General features: G+C 43.8%; 25 protein-coding genes. 17 read left to right on the top strand and 8 right to left on the bottom strand.

Going from position 1 to position 26842, the window contains the following annotated elements; genetic code table 11:
* Positions 1 to 210: 210 nt before the first annotated feature.
* Positions 211 to 375, bottom strand: a complete 165-nt coding sequence (locus EIZ39_RS26565) for a hypothetical protein (RefSeq protein WP_164985019.1) — start codon at positions 373 to 375, stop codon at positions 211 to 213.
* Positions 376 to 787: 412 nt separating this feature from the next.
* On the opposite strand from EIZ39_RS26565, the gene gucD reads away from it, so the two are divergent.
* From gucD to EIZ39_RS10800, 4 genes are all read left to right on the top strand, one after another.
* Positions 788 to 2254, top strand: coding sequence for an alpha-ketoglutaric semialdehyde dehydrogenase GucD (gene gucD, locus EIZ39_RS10815; protein WP_129199985.1), 1467 nt, complete (start codon positions 788 to 790; stop codon positions 2252 to 2254).
* A gap of 209 nt (positions 2255 to 2463) precedes the next feature.
* Positions 2464 to 3240 (top strand): SGNH/GDSL hydrolase family protein, encoded by a 777-nt coding sequence (locus EIZ39_RS10810; RefSeq protein ID WP_240675767.1) that lies wholly within the window; start codon positions 2464 to 2466, stop codon positions 3238 to 3240.
* A 13-nt stretch (positions 3241 to 3253) separates the two neighbouring features.
* Positions 3254 to 4165, top strand: a complete 912-nt coding sequence (locus EIZ39_RS10805; protein WP_129199984.1) for an ABC transporter ATP-binding protein — start codon at positions 3254 to 3256, stop codon at positions 4163 to 4165.
* Positions 4158 to 5138 (top strand): ABC transporter permease, encoded by a 981-nt coding sequence (locus tag EIZ39_RS10800; RefSeq protein ID WP_129199983.1) that lies wholly within the window; start codon positions 4158 to 4160, stop codon positions 5136 to 5138. Before EIZ39_RS10805 ends, EIZ39_RS10800 begins: the two co-directional genes overlap by 8 nt.
* 50 nt (positions 5139 to 5188) lie before the next feature.
* On the opposite strand, the gene EIZ39_RS10795 is transcribed toward EIZ39_RS10800, so the two are convergent.
* The gene (locus tag EIZ39_RS10795; RefSeq protein ID WP_129199982.1) at positions 5189 to 5524 is read right to left on the bottom strand and encodes a winged helix-turn-helix transcriptional regulator; all 336 of its coding nucleotides are present in this window, start codon (positions 5522 to 5524) and stop codon (positions 5189 to 5191) included.
* 128 nt (positions 5525 to 5652) lie between these two features.
* Between EIZ39_RS10795 and EIZ39_RS10790 the strand changes: the two genes are divergently transcribed.
* Positions 5653 to 6201 (top strand): GNAT family N-acetyltransferase, encoded by a 549-nt coding sequence (locus EIZ39_RS10790; RefSeq protein WP_129199981.1) that lies wholly within the window; start codon positions 5653 to 5655, stop codon positions 6199 to 6201.
* A gap of 901 nt (positions 6202 to 7102) precedes the next feature.
* Here EIZ39_RS10790 and EIZ39_RS10785 read toward each other — a convergent pair.
* Positions 7103 to 7702, bottom strand: coding sequence for a nitroreductase family protein (locus EIZ39_RS10785; RefSeq protein ID WP_129199980.1), 600 nt, complete (start codon positions 7700 to 7702; stop codon positions 7103 to 7105).
* 185 nt (positions 7703 to 7887) lie between these two features.
* Here EIZ39_RS10785 and EIZ39_RS10780 point away from each other — a divergent pair, with 185 nt between their 5' ends.
* From EIZ39_RS10780 to EIZ39_RS10765, 4 genes are all read left to right on the top strand, one after another.
* Positions 7888 to 8418: an acyl-CoA thioesterase gene (locus tag EIZ39_RS10780; protein ID WP_129199979.1), complete on the top strand. Its 531-nt coding sequence runs from the start codon at positions 7888 to 7890 to the stop codon at positions 8416 to 8418.
* A 247-nt stretch (positions 8419 to 8665) separates the two neighbouring features.
* Positions 8666 to 10492: an assimilatory sulfite reductase (NADPH) flavoprotein subunit gene (locus EIZ39_RS10775; RefSeq protein WP_129199978.1), complete on the top strand. Its 1827-nt coding sequence runs from the start codon at positions 8666 to 8668 to the stop codon at positions 10490 to 10492.
* A 27-nt stretch (positions 10493 to 10519) separates the two neighbouring features.
* On the top strand, positions 10520 to 12238 hold the full coding sequence (gene cysI, locus EIZ39_RS10770; RefSeq protein WP_129199977.1) for an assimilatory sulfite reductase (NADPH) hemoprotein subunit: 1719 nt from the start codon (positions 10520 to 10522) through the stop codon (positions 12236 to 12238).
* A 304-nt stretch (positions 12239 to 12542) separates the two neighbouring features.
* Positions 12543 to 13301, top strand: coding sequence for an SIMPL domain-containing protein (locus EIZ39_RS10765; RefSeq protein ID WP_164985018.1), 759 nt, complete (start codon positions 12543 to 12545; stop codon positions 13299 to 13301).
* 829 nt (positions 13302 to 14130) lie between these two features.
* Here EIZ39_RS10765 and EIZ39_RS10760 read toward each other — a convergent pair.
* Together EIZ39_RS10760 and tatA are read right to left on the bottom strand one after the other, a co-directional pair.
* A complete protein-coding gene (locus tag EIZ39_RS10760; RefSeq protein WP_129199975.1) occupies positions 14131 to 14673 on the bottom strand; it encodes a hypothetical protein in 543 nt (180 codons plus the stop codon).
* Positions 14674 to 14689: 16 nt separating this feature from the next.
* The gene (gene tatA, locus EIZ39_RS10755; protein ID WP_129199974.1) at positions 14690 to 14875 is read right to left on the bottom strand and encodes a twin-arginine translocase TatA/TatE family subunit; all 186 of its coding nucleotides are present in this window, start codon (positions 14873 to 14875) and stop codon (positions 14690 to 14692) included.
* Between the two features lie 207 nt (positions 14876 to 15082).
* Between tatA and fdhD the strand changes: the two genes are divergently transcribed.
* The 7 genes from fdhD (at position 15083) to mobA (ending at position 22289) form a co-directional block, all read left to right on the top strand.
* Positions 15083 to 15847: a formate dehydrogenase accessory sulfurtransferase FdhD gene (fdhD, locus tag EIZ39_RS10750; protein WP_129199973.1), complete on the top strand. Its 765-nt coding sequence runs from the start codon at positions 15083 to 15085 to the stop codon at positions 15845 to 15847.
* Positions 15848 to 15883: 36 nt separating this feature from the next.
* Entirely contained in the window at positions 15884 to 16459 is a 576-nt protein-coding gene (locus EIZ39_RS27065) for a twin-arginine translocation signal domain-containing protein (RefSeq protein WP_205668546.1), read from the top strand.
* 12 nt (positions 16460 to 16471) lie between these two features.
* Positions 16472 to 19024, top strand: a complete 2553-nt coding sequence (fdnG, locus tag EIZ39_RS10745; RefSeq protein WP_205668539.1) for a formate dehydrogenase-N subunit alpha — start codon at positions 16472 to 16474, stop codon at positions 19022 to 19024.
* A gap of 3 nt (positions 19025 to 19027) precedes the next feature.
* Positions 19028 to 19828, top strand: a complete 801-nt coding sequence (locus EIZ39_RS10740; RefSeq protein WP_129199971.1) for a 4Fe-4S dicluster domain-containing protein — start codon at positions 19028 to 19030, stop codon at positions 19826 to 19828.
* Between the two features lie 12 nt (positions 19829 to 19840).
* Positions 19841 to 20761 carry an NrfD/PsrC family molybdoenzyme membrane anchor subunit gene (gene nrfD / locus EIZ39_RS10735; protein ID WP_129199970.1) on the top strand — a complete coding sequence of 307 codons (921 nt, stop codon included), beginning with the start codon at positions 19841 to 19843 and terminating at the stop codon, positions 20759 to 20761.
* An 85-nt stretch (positions 20762 to 20846) separates the two neighbouring features.
* Positions 20847 to 21674, top strand: coding sequence for a formate dehydrogenase accessory protein FdhE (locus EIZ39_RS10730; protein WP_129199969.1), 828 nt, complete (start codon positions 20847 to 20849; stop codon positions 21672 to 21674).
* Between the two features lie 24 nt (positions 21675 to 21698).
* A complete protein-coding gene (mobA, locus tag EIZ39_RS10725) occupies positions 21699 to 22289 on the top strand; it encodes a molybdenum cofactor guanylyltransferase (RefSeq protein WP_129199968.1) in 591 nt (196 codons plus the stop codon).
* A 513-nt stretch (positions 22290 to 22802) separates the two neighbouring features.
* Here the strand turns inward: mobA and EIZ39_RS10720 are convergent.
* The 3 genes from EIZ39_RS10720 to EIZ39_RS10710 all read right to left on the bottom strand — a co-directional run bounded on the left by EIZ39_RS10720 (position 22803) and on the right by EIZ39_RS10710 (position 25643).
* Positions 22803 to 23273, bottom strand: coding sequence for a FixH family protein (locus EIZ39_RS10720; RefSeq protein ID WP_240675788.1), 471 nt, complete (start codon positions 23271 to 23273; stop codon positions 22803 to 22805).
* 31 nt (positions 23274 to 23304) lie between these two features.
* Complete coding sequence (locus EIZ39_RS10715; RefSeq protein ID WP_129199966.1) at positions 23305 to 24642, bottom strand: PepSY-associated TM helix domain-containing protein; 1338 nt, start codon at positions 24640 to 24642, stop codon at positions 23305 to 23307.
* A gap of 113 nt (positions 24643 to 24755) precedes the next feature.
* On the bottom strand, positions 24756 to 25643 hold the full coding sequence (locus EIZ39_RS10710; protein WP_129199965.1) for a LysR family transcriptional regulator: 888 nt from the start codon (positions 25641 to 25643) through the stop codon (positions 24756 to 24758).
* A gap of 373 nt (positions 25644 to 26016) precedes the next feature.
* Between EIZ39_RS10710 and EIZ39_RS10705 the strand changes: the two genes are divergently transcribed.
* Positions 26017 to 26823, top strand: coding sequence for a transporter substrate-binding domain-containing protein (locus EIZ39_RS10705; protein ID WP_240675766.1), 807 nt, complete (start codon positions 26017 to 26019; stop codon positions 26821 to 26823).
* Positions 26824 to 26842: the final 19 nt, after the last annotated feature.

Below are 26842 nucleotides of genomic sequence, written 5' to 3'. Positions count from 1 at the left end.
CGGCTGGTGTAATCCAGCAGAAAAGGCAGGATATTGTGGGCACCGCTTATCTTTTGAGCGTATCAAAAGAATGTTTTCTTTTAATTAATCCATTGCCAAAGATTAGACGGATTACGGATTACAGCTCACTCTTTTTACGGTTTACCAATTACGGACTTTTCATGAACTTGTATAATAGTTCGCCCCGTTTCCTGCCTTTTCATTAAAATATTAATCCATTTGGTCTTGTTGTACCGATGCCACTGCTTTGGCATTTTGTTGTTGGTTAGATTGAACCGTTTCTAGGGCTTGTGCCTGATTTTCTAGTTGCTCTTGAATTTGACCAACGGCATTTTTCCTTTGTGCTTGGTCATTAGGTTGTTTGCGATCCGGCATACATATCCTCCTTTCCTGTTGATGAACGTCCTTTTTTAATATGAACCTCTTGAAATTTTTTATGAGTTTGGCAGGCTTATACCAATAGGAACTAATAAAAACCAATAAGAGCAAATTAATGATTGACATGTCCTTTAGTTTGAAACTATTATAATATTATAAATAAGAAAAACATCACTCCTTGTAGATTACCTCTTCTAAGATCAGTGATGCTTCTTTTTTAAGTACAATACAGTTGAATAACCTAATGAAACTGATAAATCTGCTGAACTTCGAGCAATCGAAGAGTTAAAGTGGAATAGAGCCAGTTATATTTTGTAGGGTAAGTATGCCCTCAGAAATATAATTGGCTTTTTTTGTTTTCTTCGGTCATCGCTTGGACGAAAAATACAGATCACGAGGAGGAAAAATCATGACAGTAAAAACAGAAGTTAAGACGTATCAGAATCTAATCAATGGTCAATGGGTAGACGCTCAAAAACAAGAAGTGGAGAAAAGCATTAATCCAGCCGATTATAGAGAGATCGTGGGTTACGTACCGTTATCTACAGCGGAGGACGTGGACATGGCGGTTAAAGCAGCAAAGTCGGCGTTTCCTCATTGGTCTAAGCTGTCAGGAGGAGCACGCGGGGATGTGTTGCGGAAAGCGGCAGATCTTATGGAACAAAGAGTCAACGATATTGCCGAAACGTTAACCCGTGAAATGGGAAAGACATTAGCGGAGGCAAAAGGAGAAGTAATGCGGGCGGTAGCCATTTTGCGATACTATTCCAGTGAAGGGATGAGATCCATTGGGGAAGTCATTCCCTCTAACGAGGAAGGGACCCTTCTATTTACATCCCGTTCTCCTTTAGGTGTAGTTGGACTCATAACACCATGGAACTTCCCTGTTGCTATCCCTATTTGGAAGATGGCTCCAGCCCTCATTTATGGGAATACCGTTGTGATGAAGCCTGCCTTGGAAGCAACCGTAACGGCTATGAAGGTCATGGAATGTCTACAAGAAGCAGGTTTTCCTCCTGGTGTAATCAATGTTGTGAGTGGTTCAGGGAGTAAGGTTGGGAATGCCCTTACTGAGCATCCGGATGTGAAAGCTATTTCGTTTACGGGATCAAACCAAGTGGGACAGTTGATTGCTTTAAAAGCACTAGAGCGCGGAGCTAAGTACCAATTGGAAATGGGTGGAAAAAATCCGGTTGTTGTTACCCAAAATGCTGACTTGGAGCTAGCAGCAGAGTTAACGGTGAGCGGAAGTATGAAGTCCTCGGGACAAAAATGTACAGCAACGAGCCGGGCTATCGTTGTTAAAGAGGTTTATGACGAATTCCGCGAGAAAGTCCTGCAAAAAGTAAAGGGTATAAAAGTAGGGAATGGATTAGCAGCAGATACGTATATGGGACCTGTTGCATCTCAGAACCAGTATCATAATGTTCTGGCTGCGATTCAAAAAGGGATCGATGAAGGTGGACATGTAGTCTGGGGTGGAAAGCCGTTGGATCAGGATGAAATGGCATACGGTTATTTTATCGAACCTACTTTAATTGAGAATGTTGATCCGTCCATGTGGATTGCTCAAGAAGAAGTGTTCGGTCCTGTTTTAGCGCTGATAAAGGTCGACTCTTTAGATGAGGCGCTACAAGTAGCCAATGATGTGAAATATGGTCTAAGTGCCTCCATTTTTACCAATCATCTAAACGAAGTCTTCCAATACTTAAATGAAATTGAAGCCGGTATGATCCGAGTGAATGGTGAGAGCTCAGGTGTAGAACTGCAGGCTCCATTCGGTGGGGTAAAGGCCTCTAGCACTCAGGCGAGAGAGCAAGGAAGAGCCGCCATGGAATTCTTCACTACCATTAAAACGGTAACGATCAAAGCATAATGAAATAAACAAGGGGTAGAGTCCAAAAGTTTATGGCTTTTGGACTTTGCCCTTTTTTCTATAAAGAAGATGAAACAGATTGACGACTCCTACGTATAAAGGGGATGTACGAGCTTAGTTCAATGTTCTTTACTATAATTTGCGTTGTTCACGTTTCTAAAGTGGAAATGATACAATTAGTCTTAGAGTAGGCAGAAAGAGGTGGAGATGTGCAAAAGTATACGGTAAAAATGATTACTGTTTTATCTGGTTTATCCTTTTTGCTTTTGTTAATAGGGTTTGGTTTGACCTTGCAAAGTCACTTTTTCGGTACCGTTGCTGCATCAGTGACAAAAACGGAAGCTAATAGCTCGGAAAAGGCTGTAGAAGGAAGAACTCTCGTAGCCTTGGGCGATTCTCTCACGAGAGGAACAGGAGATTCCAATGGCAAGGGCTATGTTGGCTATTTAGTCGATCTCTTAGAGGAACAATCCGGTGAGAAGGTGGTTCTTCAAAATCTTGGTGTGAAGGGTTATCGTTCTGATCAATTGCTCGAGCTTGTAAAACAGCAAGAAGTAAAACGGCAGATCCAAGACGCGGATTGGATTGTCATGACCATCGGTGGAAATGACCTTTTCCGTGGAGGAAGAACTCTTATTGATCTTGATGTGGATGCGATCGATAAGCTTCGTGAGGAATATCTAGTAAACTTTAAGCAAATTACGAATGAAATTCGGTCTGTCAATCAGGACGCTACGATCTATTATTTAGGGTTGTATAACCCATTCATTAACCTCGATGATTCAGATATCACGACAAAGGCGGTACGCCAGTGGAACTATGAGACCAATGAGTGGCTCGACCAGGACAAGCATAGTGTGTTCGTACCTACTTTTGATCTCTTTCAATTACAAGTAGATGACTTTTTATTCTCAGATAAATTCCACCCGAATACAATCGGGTATCAGATGATGGCGGAGCGTGTCGCTGCATTGATTACAAAGTAAAGGGGAATAAAAGATGAGCGAGATTACGCTTTCGGTGAAAGGACTTCGAAAAACGATCGGCAAAAAGGAAATTATTAAGGGGCTGGACTTTGAACTGAAAAGAGGAGAGGTCTTTGGTTTTCTAGGGCCTAACGGGGCGGGGAAGACCACGACCATTCGCATGCTCGTAAGCTTAATTAAACCCACGGCAGGCTCGATTGAAATTTGCGGATATAATGTGGAAAAGGACTTTGTCAAAGCCATGAGTCAACTAGGGTGTATCGTAGAAAATCCCGAGCTCTATCCTTATCTAACAGGGTGGGAAAATCTCGAACATTTTGCCCATATGCTGCCCCAAGTCGATCGTGAGCACATGGATTCTGTTGTGAAACTAGTACGGTTACAGGAACGAATCCATGATCCGGTTAAGACGTACTCCTTAGGAATGAGACAGCGGCTGGGCATTGCTCAGGCTCTTCTTGGAAAGCCGAAGGTTCTGATCCTCGATGAACCAACAAACGGTCTTGACCCGGCTGGAATTCGAGAGATGCGCGGTTTTATTCGATACTTGGCAGAGGAAGAAGGACTTAGTGTCTTGGTTTCTAGTCACTTGCTGAGTGAAATTCAACTCATGTGTGATCGAGTCGCGATTATATCAAGAGGAGAAATCATTAAAGTAGATACGGTTGATTCTCTTCTATCTTTGCAGGAAAGATTAATTTGGCGGGTGACTCCTCAGGACAAGGCTAAAGCCTTACTAGAACAATGGACGCCTGTATCTGTTGGGCCTGAAGGGACACTTGTCACGACATATAGCGATGAGTATGCAGCGGTGTGGAATCGAAATCTAGTGGAACAGGGCGTAGAGGTAAAAGAAATGCAAAGAAAACTCCCTGCGCTGGAGGATCTATTCCTTGAATTGACAGGAGGTGAAACGGTTGATTAATCTAGTTCAAAATGAAATGCTTAAGCTCGTCCGTAAGAAAAAGCTGGTCGTGATTGCCCTGATTATTAGTGTGCTCGTGGGAATGTTCACTTATGCTCAATTTAAGGTTGTGGAAAGAACAGTCGAGAGATTAGGGACAGTGGATTGGCGGACGACGCTTCAGCAACAAATTATCGACACCCAGAATCGCCTTACTAGCAGCAGAATTTCGGATGAATGGAGAAGCCAACTGCAATTACGTATTCAGCAGCAGCAGTATTACCTAGATAGTGATATTAATCCGATGGAGCCGGGAGCTCCAACGTTCATGCGCATGTTTGCAGAGAATGCAATCAATCTGTTTATCCCGCTGATGGTTATGGTAGTGGCTGCCGACTTGGTTTCCTCCGAACGGAGCGGGGGGACAGTGAAGCTCCTTCTAACTCGGCCGGTTCGGCGCTGGAAAATCCTCATGAGCAAGTATATCACCTTAGTGCTCTCGGTTTCCTTCATTGTGGCTATGTTCGGTCTGCTTTCCTATCTCATCTCTGGCGTCGTCTTCGGTTATGGAGGATGGGCAGCACCGGTCATTACCGGATTTACGGTTGAGGGGGGAGAGTTGAATACAGCTGGTGTTCACCTGATCCCACAATGGCAATATTTGCTGATGGTTTTCGGTTTAGTATGGTTTGTGGCGTTGATCGTGGGTACCCTTACCTTCATGCTGTCTGTTTTAATGCGAAGCACAGCGGCGGGTATGGGAGTGATGTTAGCGGCTTTGATTTCTGGAGCTATATTAAACAACATGGTGGCTTCATGGGAATCCGCAAAGTATCTATTTATGATTAATTTAAAGGTTACCGATTATTTGGCAGGAAACACACCGCCTATTGAAGGTATGACCCTCGGCTTTTCTTTAGTTGTACTAGCCGTATGGGGGATTGGTGCACTGCTTGTTTCCTTTAGCGTCTTTACTAGGCAGGATGTGTATTAACAATAAATAAAAGGGCAGAAGAAAGAATTCGTTCTTCTGTCCTTTTTTTTCTATTTCTCCTGCATCCTCTTCCCCCATTTGGCTAGTGATTCCAGGTTTTGTACAAGATCTACCCCTGCATTAGTCAAGGAATATTCAACCCTTGGGGGAATTTCCATATATTGTTTTCGAACAATAAGTCCGTAAGTCTCCATTTCTTTTAAGGATTGAGCTAACATCATATTTGTTATGCCAGATACATTTCTTTTCAATTCGTTGTAACGCAACGTCTTGTTTTTCCACAACGCCCAGATGATAGGAAGTCTCCATTTTCCTCCAATGATGTTCAAGGCGAAGGTTAAAGGACAGTCATTATAATTATTTATTTCTTTTTTTTCACTACTCATCAAAGAGTCTCCTTTAATCAGTTTTTCCTGACTTAGTAAGAAATACCTGCATTCTTGTTTTCTTTTCATTATACATTAAAATGAATTTAGCTAGAGTATGATAGATCAGATTAATAGGAGTGAAAAATATGAATCTAGTATATGAGGTCATATCGGAAGAAAAAATGGAAGTTTGTAGAGACTTGTGTAACGAACTCATGGCTTTCCAAAAATCCAAATCCCACATCAGAACAGAGTTATTTGATAGTATGAACTTTGAAACGAGAATGGTACCTTCTATAAAAAAGGCCATACATAATTTTATTGTAGTAGTGAAGGACGCCGATAGAATAGTAGGTTACGTTTATTCTAATATCTCTCCTAAAGAAACGTATTCTAATGAGTTTGCCACTTTCTTTGACCTTGATTCTGTTCGCAGAAAAAATGTGGGGTGTTTATCCCAATTCTATATCAGAGAAGAGTATCAGAAACACGGGGTTGGTTCAACCTTGTTTGATATGTCGATGGAATGGTTGAAGGGATTTGATGATGTAGAGGATTATTTTATTTACGTTTCTAATGGGAATTACAACGCCCTTGAATTCTATAAAAGAAAGGGCTTTGCTGTTAGTCATGATATCTTGGATGGTTTTATAACCGTTTTACGGAGTAAGAAAGAAGATTTGAGAAGAGCCTAGCAAACGTAAGGGAGTCTGAAAGCGGGTCTTATTCGGACAGGGTGAGGGGGGAAAGTGCAAGGCTGTACGAATGTGGGCTGTGGTTGAATGAAGCCCTGAAAACGAGCTGGCTGTGATTTGTGGGCGTCAAAGTGGTTGAATGAAGCCCTGAAAACGAGCTGGCTGTGATTTGTGGGCGTCAAAGTGGTTGAATGAAGCCCTGAAAACGAGCTGGCCATGATTTGAGGGCGTCAAAGTGGTTGAATGAAGCCCTAAAAATGGGGTGGCCACGATTTGAGGGCGTCAATCGTGTCGAATGAAGCCCGGAAAACGAGCTGGCCATGATTTGAGGGCGTCAACCGTGTCGAATGAAGCCCTGAAAATGGCGTGGCCATGATTTGAGGGCGTCAACCGTGTCGAATGAAGCCCCGAAAATGGGGTGGCTATGATTTGAGGGCGTCAAAGTGGTTGAATGAAGCCCTAAAAATGGGGTGGCCATGATTTGAGGGCGTCAAAGTGGTTGAATGAAGCCCTAAAAATGGGGTGGCCACGATTTGAGGGCGTCAATCGTGTCGAATGAAGCCCGGAAAACGAGCTGGCCATGATTTGAGGGCGTCAACCGTGTCGAATGAAGCCCTGAAAATGGCGTGGCCATGATTTGAGGGCGTCAACCGTGTCGAATGAAGCCCCGAAAATGGGGTGGCTATGATTTGAGGGCGTCAAAGTGGTTGAATGAAGCCCTAAAAATGGGGTGGCCACGATTTGAGGGCGTCAAAGTGGTTGAATGAAGCCCTAAAAATGGGGTGGCCACGATTTGAGGGCGTCAACCGTGTCGAATGAAGCCCTGAAAATGGCGTGGCCACGATTTGAGGGCGTCAAAGTGGTCGGATGAAGCCCTTCTTTTGTGATTTAGTTTCCCGATCTACTTTATCTCTCGACCAAATCCGCCTTCAAACAGGGATTCTCTTAACTCACGACGAGGAGATGGTTGCTCCCTTTGCTGTAAGTTCTCAGGTAGGCTGTTGTTTTCCCCTTGGTACCCAATAGCGATGAGGGCTTCAATGGAGTATTCTTCCGGTACATTTAAAACTTCACGTGCCTGATCGAAGTCAAAACCTGTCATAGGATGGGTAATGAGACCTTTATTAACAGCCTCCAAAGATAAATAACCCCAAGCAGATCCTGCATCAAACGAGTGTGATTTATTTTTGCCTTTATCTGTGGTGTTCTGTGAAACGATAAGAGCCAAGACGGGAGCGTTCTCACACCATGTCCGGTTGAATTCTCCGATAAAAGTGTAAAATTTTTCGCGATCTTCCTTCGTGCGGGCAAGAATGAATCGCCATGGCTGCAGATTGAAGGCAGAAGGGGCCCAACGTGCTGCTTCGAACAGGCTTAGCAGGACGTCTTCAGGGACATCCTTCTCTAGGAAGGAACGAGGAGACCAGCGATTTAAGAATATAGGATTAATATCATATGTAGGTTGACGAAACTTTTCAACGACAGATTGTAAGTTGCTCATGTTTCATACTCCTTTTCATTTGTGTATATTTAATTCTGTTATTATAACTTGTTTACTTATTTAATGGAAGTTACTGATGTATTATCGTAGAGATGGTTAGGAATAATAAATTAATCTAGCATTTCGCTTCCTATAAATGATAGGATACATAACATAGAAGGTGATCAAAGGAGCTATGGGCAAGGATGGAACCAAAGCATTGTAAAGAATCCCGTATTGTGAAAACGAGTCGAGTTATGCCACCGAATACGAATACCCATGGTACCTTATTTGGAGGGAAATTAATGTCTGACATTGACGATGTTGCCTCCTTGTCTGCCATCAGACACAGCCATCAAAAAGTTGTGACGGCATCTACGGATTCTGTTGATTTTTTAATGCCGATTACTTTAGACGACTCTGTGACCCTTGAATCCTATGTGGTATCTACTGGGAAGACATCCATGGAGGTTTTTGTTAAGGTTATTGCAGAAAATCTGTTTACGGGAGAACGTCGGATTGCGGCGACCTCGTTCTTAACCTTTGTGGCCTTAGATGAGAATAAGAAACCGCTGCAGGTACCTGCTGTCGTCCCAAGCACGGAAGAGGAAAAAAAGTTGAACGAAATGGCTCCTCAGAGAGCGATGATGAGGAAAGCACGACGCGAAGAAAGTAAGCAATTTGCTTCTTATTTATCAACAGCCGATTATTGGGATCAAATGGAATTAGGAAAGTGATTGAGACTTGGAATAGAAAAAAGCCAGAGTAGAGAGGGGAGTAGGGGAACGCATACTCCCCTTTTTGGTTTGTCATTCAGATTTATTTTTATAATTCCTTGTAAGGTGACTTAACTTATCGGAATAGATAGGATATAATGAAGTTACTTATTCTCCTATATAAATGTGTACGTTAAAAAAGTTCAACCCAATTATGAACGTAATCGTTAGGTACATAAGTGAAGATTCCTTTGTGAGGTGGTATCTCATGCAACTTCAAGTTGTGAACAGTCCGTTTAATCAGGAGCAGGCAGAGCTCCTCAATCGTCTTCTGCCTACATTAACACCATCCCAAAAGGTCTGGTTGAGCGGCTTTTTGGCTGCATCTCAGGTTACAACGGCTATAGAATCCACAGAAGCACAAGTATCGCAAACGCAAGCTTCTGCCCCAGCCGCGCCCCAGCCGATTTCGAAGGAGGTAGCAATTCTTTACGGATCGCAATCCGGTAATGCTCAGCGTCTTGGTGTAAAAGCAGGAAAATCGCTAGAAGGACGTGGCTATCAAGTCACCGTTTCGTCCATGAGTGATTTCAAGCCAAATAACTTAAAAAAATTAAGCAACCTGCTTGTTTTCGTGAGCACGCATGGGGAAGGCGAGCCACCGGATAATGCGTTGTCGTTCCATGAGTTTCTTCATAGCAAACGAGCTCCTAAGCTCGAAGGTTTGCGCTTCTCGGTGCTGGCACTAGGAGATAGTTCTTATGAATTCTTCTGTAAGACGGGTATCGATTTTGATCAGCGTCTAGAAGAGCTGGGTGGAGAACGTCTTTTCCCTCGTGTAGACTGTGATGTGGATTATGATGAGCCGGCAGCTGAATGGTTCGAAGGCGTTCTAAGCCGCTTAGGGGAAGGTTCGGTTTCCATGCCAACCGGCACTTCAGCAACGGCTGCTCAAGTCAAGGAATCCGTTTATTCTAGAACGAATCCCTTTTACGCAGAGGTCCTCGAAAATATCAATTTAAATGGACGTGGATCGAATAAGGAAACGCGTCACCTTGAAATCTCTTTAGAAGGTTCTGGACTGAGCTTTGAACCGGGAGATAGTCTCGGGATTTATCCGGAAAATGATCCTGTCCTCGTAGACCAACTTCTTGAGGAGTTGAAATGGGATCCGCAAGGGACCGTGACGGTCAATAAACAAGGAGAGATTCGTGCGCTCAAGGAAGCATTGACCTCTCACTTTGAGATAACGGTTTTAACTAAACCGCTTCTTCAGCAGGCAGCAAGTTTCTTATCGAAGGATGAAGCGAAAGAGCTGATAGCAGCGGGCAACGAAGATAAGTTAAAGGCTTATCTCCAGGGGCGCGATTTGCTTGATTTAATCCGTGATTATGGACCATGGAAAGGATCTGCTCAAGACTTTATCTCCGTATTACGCAAGATCCCCCCTCGTCTTTATTCGATTGCAAGCAGCTTAGCGGCCAATCCGGATGAAGTGCATCTTACGATGGGAGCGGTTCGCTATGATGCGCATGGACGTGAGAGAAAAGGGGTGTGCTCGATCTATTGTGCGGAGCGTTTACAGCCAGGAGATAAGGTTTCTATTTACCTCCAACAGAACCAAAACTTTAAGCTTCCGGCCAATCCAGATACGCCGATCATCATGGTAGGTCCAGGGACTGGGGTTGCACCGTTTCGTTCCTTTATGCAAGAGCGCGAAGAAAGTGGAGCAGAAGGAAAGTCTTGGATGTTCTTCGGGGATCAGCATTTTGTCACAGACTTCCTTTACCAGACGGAATGGCAAAAGTGGATCAAAAACGGGGTCCTCACGAAGATGGATGTTGCGTTTTCGCGTGATAGGGATGAGAAAGTATATGTTCAGCACCGGATGCTCGAAAACAGTAAAGAATTGTTTGCTTGGCTGCAGGAAGGTGCCGTTGTTTACATCTGTGGAGATGAAAAGAATATGGCACGTGATGTTCATAACACGCTGGTCGAGATTATTGAAAAAGAAGGCGGGATCAGTCGTGAGCAAGCAGAGGCTTACCTAGCCGATATGCAACAGCAAAAACGCTATCAGCGCGATGTATATTGATTTGGATGAGAAAGGGGTTGTTTCCATATGGCAAACCAAATATTAAAAGCACCGGAAGGCCCGCCGAGTGATGTGGAGCGGATTAAAGACGAAAGTAATTACTTGCGCGGGACGTTAAAAGAATCGATGCTAGAACATTTAAGCGCGGGAATTTCGGATGATGATAATCGTCTGATGAAATTTCACGGCAGCTACTTGCAGGATGATCGAGACTTACGCAACGAGCGTCAAAAGCAAAAGCTAGAACCTGCTTATCAGTTCATGCTTCGTGTACGTACGCCAGGTGGTGTGGCGACACCAGAACAATGGCTGGTGATGGACGATCTCGCCCAAAAGTATGGAAATGGGACCTTGAAGCTGACGACGCGTCAAGCATTCCAGATGCACGGAATCCTAAAGTGGAATATGAAAAAGACAATTCAAGAAATTCATGCTTCCCTTTTAGACACGATTGCGGCTTGCGGCGACGTAAACCGTAACGTCATGTGTAACCCCAATCCAGATTTATCGGAGCTTCACAGCGAAGTTTTTGAATGGTCGAAAAAACTCAGTGATGATCTATTACCGCGTACTAGAGCGTACCATGAGCTATGGTTGGATGAAGAAAAAGTGGCTGGTACTTCAGATGTGGAAGAAATCGAGCCTATGTATGGACCGTTGTATTTACCCCGTAAGTTTAAAATTGGAATCGCGGTGCCGCCATCCAACGATATCGATGTCTATTCCCAAGATCTTGGCTTCATCGCCATCGTAGAGGACGGAAAATTAGCTGGGTTTAACGTGGCGATTGGCGGCGGTATGGGGATGTCGCACGGGGACAAAACAACGTATCCGCAATTGGCTAAGGTGATTGGATTCTGTAAGCCGGAAAAAATATATGATGTAGCCGAAAAAATCATTACGATTCAGCGCGATTATGGAAACCGCTCCGCACGTAAGCATGCCCGCTTTAAGTACACGGTAGACCGTCTAGGTCTTGAGACGGTTGTTGCGGAATTAGAAGCTCGTCTTGGCTGGAGCCTGTCTGAGGCGAAGCCGTTTCACTTCGATCATAATGGTGACCGATACGGTTGGGTAAAAGGACATCAAGGAAAATGGCACTTCACTTTGTTCGTAGAAGGTGGACGCATCACAGATCTAGAAGAATACAAGCTGATGACAGGCTTGCGCGAAATCGCCAAAATTCATACAGGGGATTTTCGTCTGACCGCCAACCAAAACTTGATGATCGCGAACGTATCGAGTCAGAAAAAGAAGAAGATTACAGAGCTCATCGAGCAATATGGCTTAACGGATGGAAAACATTATTCCGCTTTACGTCGCAGTTCTCTGGCCTGTGTGGCGCTACCCACTTGCGGTCTTGCCATGGCGGAAGCGGAACGCTACTTGCCTGTTCTCGTGGATAAGATTGATGAGATAATGGATGAGAACGGCCTACGAGACAAGGAAATCACCATCCGTATGACGGGGTGCCCGAATGGTTGCGGCCGCCATGCATTAGGTGAGATTGCCTTTATCGGTAAGGCGCCTGGAAAATACAATATGTATCTCGGAGCTGCCTTCGACGGAAGTCGTTTAAGTAAAATGTACCGTGAAAATATCGGAGAAGAAGAGATACTAACTGTGCTTCGAACCCTTCTTCCTCGTTATGCGAAAGAGCGCCAGGATGGCGAGCACTTCGGTGACTTTGTGATCCGCGCAGGAATTATTGAAGCTGTGACTGACGGCACTAATTTTCATGAATAATGGGAATAGATTTTAGGTGTTTTGACCAACTATAATCAGATCAAAAATCACAAAAGAAGGGCTTCTCTCAACTATTAATTGATGAAGGAGCCCTTCTTTAATTTTGTAGGTGATATTGGGCGTGAACAAAAGGTTATCCTTCAAATTGGTGTAACGCGAATAGCGGACTCCATGTCTTTTTTTAGATTACATAATGTGTATTATGTATGTATTGGTTTGGGCTGGATTTTAACACTCTATTTATGCAACATTTGTTGGATATGCTATGTCTAAAGAGATAGAAAAGCATAAAGGAGATGACGTTATGAAAGATTCAAGACGTATTTGGAGGAAAAGTATTACCGTCCCTGTTGTTTTGGCGCTAATGGTCGGTGCAGGTTTTGCTATTTCTTCTGCATTACAACCTGTTTCTGTAAGTGCGATAAGTGAATCACGAATTAATACCATAACGGTAGCAGGAAAAGGAGAAATAACCATCACTCCAGATGTAGCATACGTTCAATTTGGGCTGAATACGGAAGGGAAAACGGCACAAGAGGCGCAACAAAAAAATGCACAATTATTCTCTCAAATTCAAGATGCAATCCAAAAACAAGGGGTAGATAAAGCGGATATTAAAACAGTCAGGTACTATACTCAACCGGATTATCGATGGGAGAAGGAACAAAACGTACTGAAAGGATATAGAACGGAGCATATCGTAGAAGTTACATACCGAAAGATGGATGACATAGGTTATTTTCTAGATACGGTATCTAATGCAGGCGTGAATCGAGTTGAAAACATCCGATTTAGTACGGAAAAAGAGGACGAGTATCAAATTGAGGCACTAGAACAGGCAATAGATCATGCGAAAAAGAAAGCCGAAGCCCTAGCTGCAAGATCAGGAAAGAAGATAAAGGACGTCATTATTATCGAGGAATTAGGTACATCTACTCCTCCCATAGTTTATCGTGAAGCCAACCTGATGAAGTCGGAAGCGGCCGTGCAAGATTCATCTACAGTAATTAACCAAGGCGAGTTGAAAATGATTACACAAGTGCAAGTAACCTATGAGTTTTGATAGGAGCTAGTTAGAGCAGTCGTCATATTGCTTGTGGTGATCCTGTTTCCTGTTTTTCAGACAATAATTAGAGTAGTCAAACGAAAGGGAGGTTCTTAGAATGAGCGTGCCCAAGAGTGATCCGGATAAAAAGTACACTTATTCTGATTATTTAACCTGAACCGATGATTACCAGGCTCTGGGAAAAAATGAGACAAGCTTTATAAACTTTTTCGATAATGAATTTAAGTTAGTTAATTGCAGTAATGCCTCTATAAGAGTTAGGACTCTTATAGAGGCTATTTGATTGTCCATTTAATTTATAATCATTATTGGTTCGTGAATCTGTAACTATTGTTCGTGATAAACGAGTTAGAATTCGTGAGTTTCGTACCAGCCCTGATTGCTGAATGCCTTAGTATTGTTAAATTATTAGGAATCATTACATCAACGTGAGAAAAATAGTGAGATACGTGAGGTTATTGGTGTATTAATTTGTAATAGTTGCGGCTTTGGGAGTTTGGGGAGGTTTCTCGTGACAAAAAATGAAAAAATCGTGAGTATACAGAAAAAATTGTGAGTTTCGGTTTGGTTTAAAGCCTCATATGAAGGGTGGGCAGCTTTTTTCTTTCCTGGAGAAAGATATCTTTCTATACTGCCCAAAAAAGGAAGGCCTTTTTGAACAGATCCAAGGATCAACCCTATCCTTTTCTGTACTAATTATAAAAATAGACTAAAAAACAGGAATGAAATTCGTTATAAATGTTAAAAAGGCTCAGATCAATCTGAGTCTCCATACCCCCAATAAATACGAAAAAGGAACAGCATCACTCCCTGTTCCTTAAACCGTTTACAACACAATAACCAAGTGGATCACGGTAACCACGAGAAATACTAGAGCAATCCATCGATGCACAGCTCGGCTGAGGAAAGGACTGACCATCAGGCCGATTCCATCAATCGCCAAGAGGACAAGGGTTACTAAACCAATGATTCCTGTGATTGCTGCCCCATTCCATACCATAGTTAGCGAGAGGAAGGCGATGGCATGAAATATCGCCAGACCTAAACCGACCATCCCCGTCATCATGTGCAGAGGGCGGACGAGTCGAATTGAACTCGACAGAAAGCGTTTGATCACCGGTGTTAACGGGAGAAATTCTCGGGTCAAGATCCACCACAGGATACCGTGAAGGCTTGTCAGTCCGATAAAGATCAGGGCGGCAAAGCCAAAGGCTGTACCACTAGGTGACCAATCAGGACTCGGAAGGGGGGAGAGCTGCCAGACAGATAGACAAATAATGCCTAGCAGCAAGTATAGAGCAATGCTGTTCCCCACCCCTTCGAATCGTAGGATCCATTTTTCCCATTTTCCTTGAGGATGAATAATCATGACAAGGCTCCTTTTTTTACTTCTGAATTTGTTCTTTTTCTTTTTCAGGACCATCGTCGACTAACCCGTTGACGGAAGATTTAAATTCTCGAAGGGTGCGTCCGACGGCTTTGCCGAGTTCTGGCAGTTTACTTGGTCCAAAAATGATCAAAGCAAGCGTGAGGATCAAAATGAGTCCGGGAACACCAATATTGTTAAACACTCTTTTCACCCCCTTTGAGAGACTGAGGTTGTTTCTATTAGATATATTCTCTAGGTGCAAACTTAATCTAAATTTTATTAGTATTTAAAAAACATTTTTAAGAGAGGAATAGCTCCTCCTTTTTTTTCATAAGTTGTAGGAGAAATGTAAGCGTTTGCTAGTAATAATAAGATCCTGTCACTTTATGAAGAGAAAAGGGTGTTAAAGGTGCTGAATAAAAGGTGTCCTGAAGAATTATCTGTGACGCTCTATGTCAATCGTTACGAATTGGCAACCCTGCAGTTAAGTCGGACAGATTGGGAAGATTGGGCTGTTGGTTATTTGTATTCTGAAGGTATGATTGATTCGCCCCACGACCTCAAAAGGTTAATCATAGATGAGCATCGTCTTAAGGTTTGGGCCGACTTAAAGCCAGGCATGGATGTCGAAGGCTTACTCAAGCGTCGTCGTCATCTGACCGCGGGCTGCGGTAAGGGGGTAACTTTCCACTCACAAGCGGATGTGAAAAAATTCAAACCGGTGATCGGCAGCAGAAGAGCCACGATTCATGAAGTCCAGGAGTATATGCGGCAGTTCGCAAAAAAGACGCCGTTATATCATCAAACAGGAGGAGTTCATGCGGCTTGTCTCGTAGATAGGCAAGGCAGCTTCGTGGTGGTCCGAGAAGATATCGGCCGTCATAATGCGGTAGATAAGGTGATCGGGTACGCCCTGAGAGAGGGACGTTCTGGATCAGCGGACTCCTTGATTCTCTTGACATCGGGGCGCATCTCCTATGAGATGCTGGCGAAGGCCGCCAGATTCGGAGTAGGAATCGTCGGGTCCCGTACGGCTGCCACCAGTCAGGCGGTTGAATTAGCTGAGGAGTTGCAAGTGGAAGTGGTCGGTTACATACGCGGTCAGATGGCTTCCGTCTACACGACAGTCGGTCGCGTCCTTGAGAATGAAGAAAAGGTTGGCGGGGGATTCTAGCAGATTTTATCTCCATTGAAGGGGGAAAGGGGAAGCATGGGTCAGATTTCACGCCGTGACTTTCTGAAGAGAACGGGGGTAACCGTAGCAGGCTTGACAGTCGCCTCGATGGCAGGGGTGAATATGAAGCCGGTTCAAGCCCAAGTTACCCGGATTAAGCTCGAGGTCAGAAAGGGTAAACAAGTGCCGAGTGTATGTCCTTATTGTGCTGTGGGCTGCGGAATGCTGATCACGGAATCCGCAGGGAAAATCATTAATATTGAAGGCAATCCAGATAGCCCGGTCAACCTAGGAGCGCTTTGTCCTAAAGGGGCAGCTGCCTATCAGATGGTGGATAATCAAGAGAGACAGACGAAAGTCCTCTACAGAGCTCCTTACAGCGACAAATGGGAGGAAAAACCGCTGGATTGGGCTATGCAACGGGTAGCGGAAAAAGTGAAAGAAACGCGCGATAAGTATTTTATTGAGACGGTGGATGGGAAAACGGTGAACACCAACCCAGCTATTGCTTCTCTTGGAGGTTCCACGATGGAAAATGAGTGGAACTATATCCATCAGAAGCTGATGAGGTCCCTTGGCATCGTTTATATGGAAAATCAGGCCCGTATTTGACACAGTTCTACAGTGCCCGGGCTGGGTACTTCATTTGGTCGTGGCGGAGCTACGACGACTCCTAGAGATTTGGCAGAAAGTGACTGTATTGTGATTATGGGCTCCAATTTTGCTGAAAACCATCCGGTCGGCTTCCGATGGGTAATCCAAGCGAAGAACAAAGGGGCCAAAGTGATTCATGTGGACCCTCGTTTTACGCGGACATCGGCGTTAGCGACAGATTATGTTCCCATGCGATCCGGATCGGATATCGTCTTTTTGGGAGCCCTCATTAACTACATGATTCAGCATGAGAAATACTTTAAAGAATACGTTGTACATTATACGAACGCCCCTTTTATCCTGAATGAGAATTATCGGGATACGGAGGATCTCGAGGGTATTTTCTCCGGGTATAATCCTGATACACAAACTTATGATCGCTCGACTTGGGATTTTGAAAGAGATGAGCCCCTTCTCCCTGAAGGGGAAGCGGCTACTCTGACCGAGCAACTGGCTCGCAAAAAAAAGGTAGGAAGACCCAAGCGAGACGAGACCTTGCAGCACCCAAGAAGTGTCTTCCAAATTATGAAAAGACATTATGCTCGCTATACACCCGAGCTGGTGGAGGAAGTTTGCGGTACGCCAAAGGCTGATTTTCTCAAGGTGGCCGAGGCTCTTGCGGCCAATTCGGGTAAAGATCGAACCAGTGCATTCTGTTATGCGATGGGCTGGACGCAGCATACACTCGGCGTGCAAACCATTCGTATTGCAGGTCTACTTCAATCTTTACTTGGGAATATGGGGCGCCCTGGAGGAGGCATCATGGCGCTGAGAGGCCATGCTAATGTTCAAGGAGCAACAGATCTAGCGACACTCTATGACGTACTCCCTGGTTATTTAGCTGTGCCGTCCGTCAAGAAAAATCATAATACCCTTGAAGACTATCTCCTAACCGAGACGCGGGCGACGGGATGGTGGGTGAATTACCCCAAATATATGATCAGTCAGCTCAAAGCGTTTTTCGGGGATGCAGCTACGGCCGAGAATGACTACGGCTATGATGCTTTGCCGAAGTTGATTGGCAATCACTCTCATTACAATATGTTCCAGAGTATGTATCAAGGAAAGATCAAAGGCTTTTTCGTCATGGGTCAAAATCCGGCGGCAGGGGGGCAGAATGCGCGGTTCCACCGAGAAGCGATGGCGAAGCTCGATTGGTTGGTCATCCGCGATCCCTTCCTTACGGAAACGGCGACCTTCTGGTATCAGGCTCCCGAAGTAGTGAATGGGGAGGTGCAGGCGAAGGACATTCAGACGGAAATCTTCTTCTTCCCGACCGCCGTGTTTGCGGAGACAGGAGGCAGCTTTACCAACACCAACCGGATGGCTCAATGGAAGGAGAAGGCAGCAGATCCGCCAGGGGATTGTCGATCCGATATGTGGTTCACTTACGAACTAGGAAAGAGTCTGAAACAACTGTATCAAAACAGTTCAGCGAAACGTGACTGGCCGATCAAGAACTTACTGTGGAACTATGAACCAGACATGAATGATGGATTTAAGGTCCACGAACCTGATGATCATGCCATTCTGAAGGAAATCAATGGCTATGAGGTGACCACCGGAAAACCGATTGCAAGCTTCGCGAACCTAAAGGATGATGGGTCGACGATATCGGGAGCTTGGATCTATACGGGAATCATGCCGGATGATAAGACGAATCGCGCAGCCGCGAGAGATGGCGATGATTATGTCAGCTTAGGCTGGGGATTCTGCTGGCCGGCTAATCGCCATATTTTGTACAATCGGGCTTCCGCGGCCCCAGACGGACGTCCGTGGTCCGAACGGAAGAAATATGTTTGGTGGGACGCTGCCGAAAAGAAATGGACCGGACTCGACATCCCTGATTTTATCGCTACGAAGGCCCCAGACACTCTGGCTAAGCCTGAAGGCATTGGAATGGATGCGCATGCTGGATTTGAGCCGTTTATTATGAATCTGGACGGAAGGATTCAATTATTCGGGCCATTGGCCGACGGTCCTTTGCCCACACATTATGAACCGGTCGATACGCCCATTGGCAATAAACTGTATCCCAAATATCCTCATAACCCAGTAGCTGTCTATTATAAGGATCTGCCGCATAACGAAGTGCATGGGGTGGGCAACACTCAATACCCTTATGTCATGACCACGTATCGGGTGACAGAGCATCATTTAAGCGGACCGATGTCACGCTGGCTCCCCTGGTTAGCAGAGATTATGCCGGAAGTATTCCTCGAGATCAGTCCGGAGATGGCAGGTCCATTAGGGATCAAAAATGGCGACTGGGTTACGATCACAACCGCTCGGGGCCAGGCCGAAGCGAAGGCCCTGGTTACCAGAAGGATGCGCCCTTTCAATCTAGGAGGAAAGATTGTCCATCAAGTGGGGATGCCCATCCACTGGGGATATGCGGGGATAGCCACAGGATCCGCTTCCAATGAATTGACTGCCATTGTCGCTGATCCGAATGTCTTTATTCATGAATCGAAGGCTTTTACATGCGACGTGCGCAAAGGTCGAATTCGGATGGGGGTGTAAGCCATGGCTGAGAGTAGTAAAGGGATGTTTATCGATACGTCCACGTGTACGGGGTGTAAAGCCTGTCAGGTCGGATGCAAAGAGTGGAATCAGCTCCCGATGGGCGAGATGGCGTTTACGGCCAACAGCTATGATAATACCGGTAAATTAAGTGCAGAGAACTGGCGGCATGTCAAGTTCATTGAGCAATTTTCCGATGATCGATCGAAGCAGCGCTGGCTATTTTTGAGTGACTCCTGTAAGCATTGCCAGGATGCAGGATGTATGGAAGTTTGTCCAACGAACGCCATTATCCGTACCGAATTTGACACGGTGTATATTGATCACGATGTCTGTATTGGTTGCCGATATTGTATCTCTGGATGTCCGTTTGGCGTCATTGGCATGGATCATATTACAGGTACAGCTCAGAAATGTACGCTTTGCTATGATCGTCTGCAGGAAGGGGAACAGCCGGCATGTGCTCAGGTTTGTCCGACGGATTGTATTCAATTTGGTGATGTGGATGAATTGCAGGCCATGGCCGATGAGAGAATGGATCATCTTAAGCAGACTGGGGAACAGGAAGTCTCGATTTATGGTAAAAAAGATGTGTTGGGCGGCTTGAATGTATTTTATCTACTTTTAGATAAGCCAGAAGTCTACGGGCTTCCGTCGAACCCTAAGCTCCCGAGCAAGAAGGCGGGTATGGGATACTTCAGCAGTTTACTAGGTTTTCTCGGTGTCGGCCTCGTCGGTCTCTTATCCTTTAGAGCGAACCGGATGAAGGAACAAGCAGAAGAACAACACAAGGACCAGAACTAGGGGGGACAAAATATGGGATATGTGTATGAAGCAGGATTGCAAAATCCCCTCTGGAAATGGGAAATCGTCGTTTATTTCTTCGTAGCTGGAATTGCGGTTGGGACTTACATGTTTGCCGCCTTCGGACAATTATGGGGAAGTCGTTCCGACCGGCAGCATTCGGTGACGGGGTATTTTTTCGCGATGCCGATGATGGTGATTAGCGGCTTGATGCTGATCCTTGATTTATCCGTTCCGGATCGATTTATTCGATTTTTCCATATGATGTGGAATCCGCGGGACGGCGGGCTGACGTTTAAACTCGAATCCGTGATGTCCTTAGGGTCTTGGGTGATTCTTTTGTTTAGCGTCCTATCCACAATTTCATTCGGATATGCTCTCGTCAAGCGATATCAATGGGAGAATAAAGTTCCTTTAGCAAAGATGCTTATTTCTTTACATGAAGGGTCTTACAAAGGGATTTATCTGGGGATTGGCATCTTATCTGCAGCGTATATTGGAACCTACACGGGAATTTTGCTAACGACGACGCATTGGCCTGTGTGGTCCTCGACCCCGTTAATTCCGCTGTTATTCCTCATATCTGGGGTATCAACGGGACTTGCAGCGATGGTTTTAACCTTATTGAAGCGTCTCGATCAGGCTAAAGGTTATATCCATCGTTTGGAGAAAGCAGATACCTATATCATGGTAGGAGAAATTGTGATTATTGCGATTTTCTTATTGAGCCTTGGGCCGTGGGCAAGTGTCTTGCTCAGTGGAAGCAATGCCGTTCTGATGATTGGAGGGGTTATCATAGCTGGATTACTGCTTCCGCTGTATCTCAGATATCGGCCTCTCTTAGGAAAGAAAAACAGTTTAATCTTGTCGAGTAGTCTGATCTTGTTCGGCGGGTTAATACTGCGCTACTTAATGGTCGTAGGCATTCAATAAGGTGCCTGTTTGAGTGGTGAAAAGGCTTTTTCGCCACTCTTTTTTCTATCAAAGTAGTACGGGGAAAGTTGGGAGGGGATTCGTGATGCTTGCGGATGTTGTCGAAAACCGTTTGAAGAAGCTGAAAGCACAAAATAAATCCATGAAGACCTTAGCCGGGATTCAGGCCGATCTCATCAAGCGGATGAACAAGTGGACTCCGGTGATTAACGTAGTCCAGGTCAGTGAAGAGGAGAAAGCAGATAAATTAGCTCGCGGTGACTATCTCTTGTATGAATGGGAGGACCAAGTTGATCTCTCTTTTGCTCGCTGTCTCTTTCGGGATTTGCTAGAATGGGAGGGAGTAGGTAAAGCTAAACGATCACTCAAAAAGTTTGGCAAGAGCCTTGCAGACGAAGAGGTCGATGCTGTACTTTGGTCTGGACTTTCTAATGATGAAGCTCTTTTTTCCTCTTTTATTGAACGCTATGAGCTGGAAGCGGACATGCTGGCGTTGTTAGTGCAATACAGCTTGCTGCCTACCTTAAACCGAGTGAATAAGGAATGGACGAAAGACTTTTCATTGGATGGTTGGCATCAAGGCTACTGTCCGGTTTGCGGGTCGCACCCGATTCTAGCTGAATACCGGGAATCGGAGAAGTTTCGGTTTTTACGCTGTGGGTCTTGTGCTTGTGATTGGGTTTTCCCTCGGGTCGGATGCCCTCAATGTCATAATCAAGATTATCATACTCTAGATTATTTGTACTTAGAGGGGGAGACGAAGCATCGGGTTGATGTTTGCGAAAAATGCCAATGCTATGTCAAAGGGGTCAATGCCTTGTCCGCCCAAGAGTATCCGCTCCTATTAATTGAAGATCTTGCGACCCTTCATCTCGATATGATGGCTCAGGAAAAAGGCTTCTATCGTTACTGAAATTATAAAGAGGTGCTAATAGACATGAATGCTGGAGTCATCCTTCTTGCAGGAGGACAATCAAGCCGGATGGGAATGAATAAGGCGCTCCTTCCGATTAACGGACAACAAAATATCGTACGTATTATTGAAGAATTAACCCGCGTTTTCCCACCGCCGATTCTCGTTACGAATCAACCAGAGGACTATGAAACGATTGGTTTAAAGATGATTGGGGATAAATACCCTGGAAAAGGACCTTTGGCCGGTTTGCATGCGGGCCTGATGGCTTCGCCTTATGAGGATAATCTCCTCGTTGCGTGCGATATGCCTTTTGCTTCTAGTAGGTTAGGTGAGTTTCTATGGAGTCAGCTTGAAGGTTACGATGCCGTTGTCCCGGTATTAAACGGAAAGCACCATCCCTTATTTGCCGTCTACCGTAAGTCAACATTGCCGGTAGTTGAAGAGTGCTTGGAACAGGAAAGACTACGGATGTTTGACTTTCTAAAGCAGATCCAGGTGAACGAGATCCATGTAGAGGATTCCTCATTAGAGATGGATCTCGAAAAAGCGTTCTTTAATATGAACCGTCCGAGTGACTTTGAGCAGGCTAAGGAGTGGGCGGGGAAGGAGTAGGTTGATGGGCCAGCGTTCTAATTTGTAATGATTGCTGGTTCGTGAGTCCGTAACAATTGTTCGTGACAAAGGGATTACAATTTGTGAGTTTCTTTTAAATATGGTTTGCTGGATATCGGAGTAGAGCTGAATTATTTGGAATGGCTACACCAACGTGAGAAAAGCACCTTAATTCGTGAGTTTATGGGCATCTTAATTTGTAACGATTACGGCTTTGGGAGTTTCGGGAAACTTTTCGTGATAAAAATGAATAATTACGTGAGTATTTTAAGAAAATCGTGAGTTTCCGTACACTTTAAGGCATCATCCTTAGGGTAGGAAGCTCTTTTCTTGCTTGGTGAATAAGATTTTCCTCGACTATCCAAAAATAGAAAGATCTTTAACCGGATCAGGTGCTCTAAACTGGTGGTTTTTTGTTCTAGTCTCCAAATAAAACAAAAAATAGGGTTGAAAATAGACTTAATCATTAAAAACTTTGCTCTAAAGACCATCATCCCTGATGGTCTCTTTTCCCTAATGATGGTTTTCATGACTCTGTTTAGGTGCCTGGTGGCCTTTTTGAAGTTCTAGTAGATCTTTTTCAGATAATTCCCCTACAATAAACTGCTTCGTTGGCATAATAGTAGAACCATTCGAGCTGGCTTGTACTTTGACATAATATAAGCCTTCTTCAATAAAGGTTTTTTCCACGTAATATTGGCCCCTACCGTCGCGGTTTGCCATCATGACTTCGTTCGAGTCAGGACTCCCATTTTTCCATACGGTAAACTGAACATCGTCCAATCCATTTACGGGTTTGCCATTTTGCACGAGTATGACGTTTAAGAATTGCGGTTCATGTAATAAAACTGGCTCAGGTAAAAGGATATCTACTTGAAGTGGACTTTCTACCTTATAATGTCCTGCCGCGTCTTCGCTTAACGAATCGAAGGAACAGGCTGTTAATAAGAAAATCAAACTATACGTTAGGGCATACTTATACATTTTCACTTCCCATCGGCTCCTTTCCTAGCCTCTATGCATTAAAGACTCTCTTTAAGCGATCTACTCTCTGGATAACGAATCTGTCTAGTACATAAACGAAAACAAGGGAGACTCCTACTAAAGGAAATGCGATTCCAAAAAGAGTAAGGATTACGACTAATCCTTTTATTTTCTTTAAGCCGGGAGACTTTGGCGCTCCTAAATGACCTATTGGTTTACGTTTCCACCACAAGATAAATCCGCTTACTACTAGACCGACGATCCCTATGCAAACGATTAAACCTAAGATCTGATTGGGTAATCCGTATTCCAATCCTTTATGAACCGTGATCCCCCATGCCATGAGTTTACCTATCTGTTGATAGTGGTCATATCGGTAGTCGGCTAGGATAGCGCCGGTGTATTGATCGATATGCAACGTAGCCTCATCTCTCGCTCTGGGAGGGAAGACGGATATCGTATAAACCCCTTCTGGCTTTTTGGGGAAGATCACCGTGTAAGTGGGGTGTATGTTTTGTCCATTCGTAATCGTTACGACATCATCAATGCTTAAGGGAATATAACCTTGAAGTTGGGATTGGGGGACATCTAAATTCTGAGCCGCCCATGGAACATCCGCAATCTCTTTGGTCTTTACGATGGTGGTCGGAGCGCTGCCTACCCAAACCGAAGGAGGGTATCCGACTCCCGCATTCGTAGCAAAGTATTGAACCTTCGTTCCCCATAGTCCAGACCACAACAAACCGGTGATAACAAGAAAAAGTATAGCAGCAGATAACCAGAAACCGGGAACGACATGTAAATCTCTGATTAAGTTTTTCCTTCCACTACTGAAACGTGGAATCAGAACTCCTGCAATTGTTCTTTTCCCTTTCGGACTCCATAAGTAAATCCCGGTCACAATGAGGATAATGGTCCAGCAAGCGGTCAACTCTACGATTCGGTCTCCAACGGTTCCTAACATCAACTCTCCGTGAAACTCTTCGATTCTATCGATTAATCTGTTCTTATCGTTCAGTTCTCCCATGATCTCTCCGGTGTAAGGATCCACAAATACGGTTAGAGATTCCCCGTGCATATTGATTTTCACCTCAGCGGAACGTGTGGAACTTTCTCCTGGACGATATTTAGTTACTTGAGCTTCAGGATACTGCTGCCTGACGGCTTCAATTTGCCCAGATGGAAGCATCTTGTGGTGCTGTTGTTCAACATGGTAATAATCCTTGTACATCCATTGCTCTATTTGTGGTTTAAACAAATAAACGGAGCCCGTTACAGCTAGGATGAATATAAAAGGGGCAAAAATAAGGCCTGCATAAAAATGCCATCTCCAAATGATTTGATAGAATGAGGATTCCTGCTTTTTCATTCCTAGCACTCCTTGCTGTTTACTTTGGATTTCTGCTACTAGTGAATATTATAGGAACTCTAATCTATCGTGTATATGACCCATTCTGGCTATTTATTAAAAATACATTGGGGTTAAAGGGTCATTCTTTCACGCACAAAGTCAATAAAAACCTTTAGTATGCCTTCTACCTTTGTCTCCTTTAGATAGATTAGTTGAAAAGGACGACTTAATTGGGGGAGGTCTTTTATCTTCACAACGCAAAGATTATTAAACTCTAACTCTCTCTCAATGGAGGTTCGTGGAAGAATCCCTATGCCCATTTTCTCCATTATCATCTGCTTTACAAATTCGATATTATCAGCTTCTAGAACTACGTTGGGTTTTCGGTTCAAATGACCAAAAGCATTGTTTATTAGTGCCCAATCAAGTGAACCTCGATTAAATAATATTAAGGGTTCGTTTACAACTTCTTCTAAGAGAATGGAATTTCGAGAGAAAAAAGGATGGTCACGATAGATAACAAGTACCATTTCATCATCTAATAAGTGAATCGTTTTAATTTTGGGGTGGTCTACAGAACGTGAGATTCCGAGTGAGACATCATGGTTCAGAACCATATTCAGTACATTATGGGAGTGTCCTGTATGTACAGTTAACTTCACCTCAGGAAATGATTGATTAAAGTCCCTGATCAGGCTTGGAAAAATATAATTGGTCATTGTTAATACTATTGAAACGCTGATATTTCCTTTAGTTTTACCCTTGGTATCATCAATAGCTAATAATCCATCTTGTAAGAATTCTACTCCTTTTTTTGCATAAGGGATAAATGCTTCTCCTTCCTTGGTTAATGTTATTTGCTTGCCGTTTCTGACAAAAAGCTGATGACCTATTTCATTTTCCAGAGTTTTTATTCTTGCACTAACTGTTGGTTGGGAGATATATAGCAGTTCTCCCGCCTTTTTAAAACTTTTTGTTAAAGATACATATAGAAAAGCCTCAATTTGTTCGATATTCAATTTCATCCCACCTGTAATAGAAATGTATAATTCTAAAAATTAAAAAATCGATTGGATCTATTAATTTAACTAATCTAATATAGTTTATATGAAATATACAGAAATTTTATAAAAAACAAAAGAGCCAACTCTTACTTCTTGGCACGTATGTTGAAAGGATATTACTTATGTAAATATCCAGTGTTTATTGCTGGTTTATTTATAAAATTCATCACTGTGACTTAATAAGGAGGGATCACAAGCCATATTTGTTGAGGATCAATTCAGATGTAATTTAATAGGTCAAGGGGTGAGTGGAATCGACTAGTAAATAAAAGGAAGAAATCCAAAATTAATAAGCTATAGTAATAAATCAAAATGTAAAGGAGATAAAATGATGAGGAAACTTAGCACTCTTTTTTTATTCATAATATTGATGATACTGACTGCTTGCGGTCAAAGTAATAGCGTTGAGACTGGCAGTAAGGACATATCTCAAGAATTTGATCTTGTAGAGCCAGGAAAACTGACCATTGTTTCATCCGGAGGATTTGTACCATTTACTGACATGCAAAATGGAGAAATGGTAGGTTATGATATCGACGTTGGTAGAGAAATTGCAAAGATATTAGGTTTGGAGCCGAAGTTTGAAAAAGCTGATTTTAGCGGGATGATTACAGGAATACAACAGGGAAGATACGATATAGCCATTAACAGTCATACTATTACTGAAGACCGTAAGAAACAAGTGAATTTTACACAACCTTATTACTATTCAGGATCTATGATCTTTTCCCCACCTGGAAGTAACATAAAAACAGTAGACGACTTAAAAGGTGCCACAATCGCTTTAAATAGAAGCTCAAACTACTACCAAGAAGCACAGCAGTACACGGATAAATTCGACTTTTATGATGATGATTTACGCGCATTACAAGCTGTTGCTAGTGGCCATGGAGATGCAGGAATTACTGATGCCATACTCGGGCAATTGGCTATCCAAAACGGTTTAAAACTAGAGGCGCAACAACAATTTAATAAGACAGAACAAGCGATTCCTATAGACAAGGATAATGAAAAATTACTAGAAGCAATTAATGATGCAATGGATCAGTTAAGAGCGAACGGGAAATTAAAGGAACTATCCATGAAGTGGATTGGGGTTGATGTTACTGAACCACCAAAAAATACTGTGGATTAATTACCCTGTTTAATAACCT

The organism is Ammoniphilus sp. CFH 90114, from assembly GCF_004123195.1.
In the GTDB taxonomy this organism is placed as follows: domain Bacteria; phylum Bacillota; class Bacilli; order Aneurinibacillales; family RAOX-1; genus YIM-78166.
The sequence above is the reverse complement of the archived record's forward strand: the minus strand, read 5'-3'. Positions and strand labels throughout refer to the sequence as shown.

Excerpts from the sequence above, each read along its gene's own strand:
- EIZ39_RS26565 (WP_164985019.1), bottom strand. The coding sequence starts at position 375 with ATGCCGGATCGCAAACAACCTAATGACCAAGCACAAAGGAAAAATGCC.
- gucD (WP_129199985.1), top strand. The coding sequence starts at position 788 with ATGACAGTAAAAACAGAAGTTAAGACGTATCAGAATCTAATCAATGGT.
- EIZ39_RS10805 (WP_129199984.1), top strand. The coding sequence starts at position 3,254 with ATGAGCGAGATTACGCTTTCGGTGAAAGGACTTCGAAAAACGATCGGC.
- EIZ39_RS10795 (WP_129199982.1), bottom strand. The coding sequence starts at position 5,524 with ATGAGTAGTGAAAAAAAAGAAATAAATAATTATAATGACTGTCCTTTA.
- EIZ39_RS10790 (WP_129199981.1), top strand. The coding sequence starts at position 5,653 with ATGAATCTAGTATATGAGGTCATATCGGAAGAAAAAATGGAAGTTTGT.
- EIZ39_RS10785 (WP_129199980.1), bottom strand. The coding sequence starts at position 7,702 with ATGAGCAACTTACAATCTGTCGTTGAAAAGTTTCGTCAACCTACATAT.
- EIZ39_RS10780 (WP_129199979.1), top strand. The coding sequence starts at position 7,888 with ATGGAACCAAAGCATTGTAAAGAATCCCGTATTGTGAAAACGAGTCGA.
- EIZ39_RS10775 (WP_129199978.1), top strand. The coding sequence starts at position 8,666 with ATGCAACTTCAAGTTGTGAACAGTCCGTTTAATCAGGAGCAGGCAGAG.
- cysI (WP_129199977.1), top strand. The coding sequence starts at position 10,520 with ATGGCAAACCAAATATTAAAAGCACCGGAAGGCCCGCCGAGTGATGTG.
- EIZ39_RS10765 (WP_164985018.1), top strand. The coding sequence starts at position 12,543 with ATGAAAGATTCAAGACGTATTTGGAGGAAAAGTATTACCGTCCCTGTT.
- EIZ39_RS10760 (WP_129199975.1), bottom strand. The coding sequence starts at position 14,673 with ATGATTATTCATCCTCAAGGAAAATGGGAAAAATGGATCCTACGATTC.
- EIZ39_RS27065 (WP_205668546.1), top strand. The coding sequence starts at position 15,884 with ATGGGTCAGATTTCACGCCGTGACTTTCTGAAGAGAACGGGGGTAACC.
- EIZ39_RS10740 (WP_129199971.1), top strand. The coding sequence starts at position 19,028 with ATGGCTGAGAGTAGTAAAGGGATGTTTATCGATACGTCCACGTGTACG.
- nrfD (WP_129199970.1), top strand. The coding sequence starts at position 19,841 with ATGGGATATGTGTATGAAGCAGGATTGCAAAATCCCCTCTGGAAATGG.
- EIZ39_RS10730 (WP_129199969.1), top strand. The coding sequence starts at position 20,847 with ATGCTTGCGGATGTTGTCGAAAACCGTTTGAAGAAGCTGAAAGCACAA.
- mobA (WP_129199968.1), top strand. The coding sequence starts at position 21,699 with ATGAATGCTGGAGTCATCCTTCTTGCAGGAGGACAATCAAGCCGGATG.
- EIZ39_RS10720 (WP_240675788.1), bottom strand. The coding sequence starts at position 23,273 with ATGTATAAGTATGCCCTAACGTATAGTTTGATTTTCTTATTAACAGCC.
- EIZ39_RS10715 (WP_129199966.1), bottom strand. The coding sequence starts at position 24,642 with ATGAAAAAGCAGGAATCCTCATTCTATCAAATCATTTGGAGATGGCAT.
- EIZ39_RS10705 (WP_240675766.1), top strand. The coding sequence starts at position 26,017 with ATGATGAGGAAACTTAGCACTCTTTTTTTATTCATAATATTGATGATA.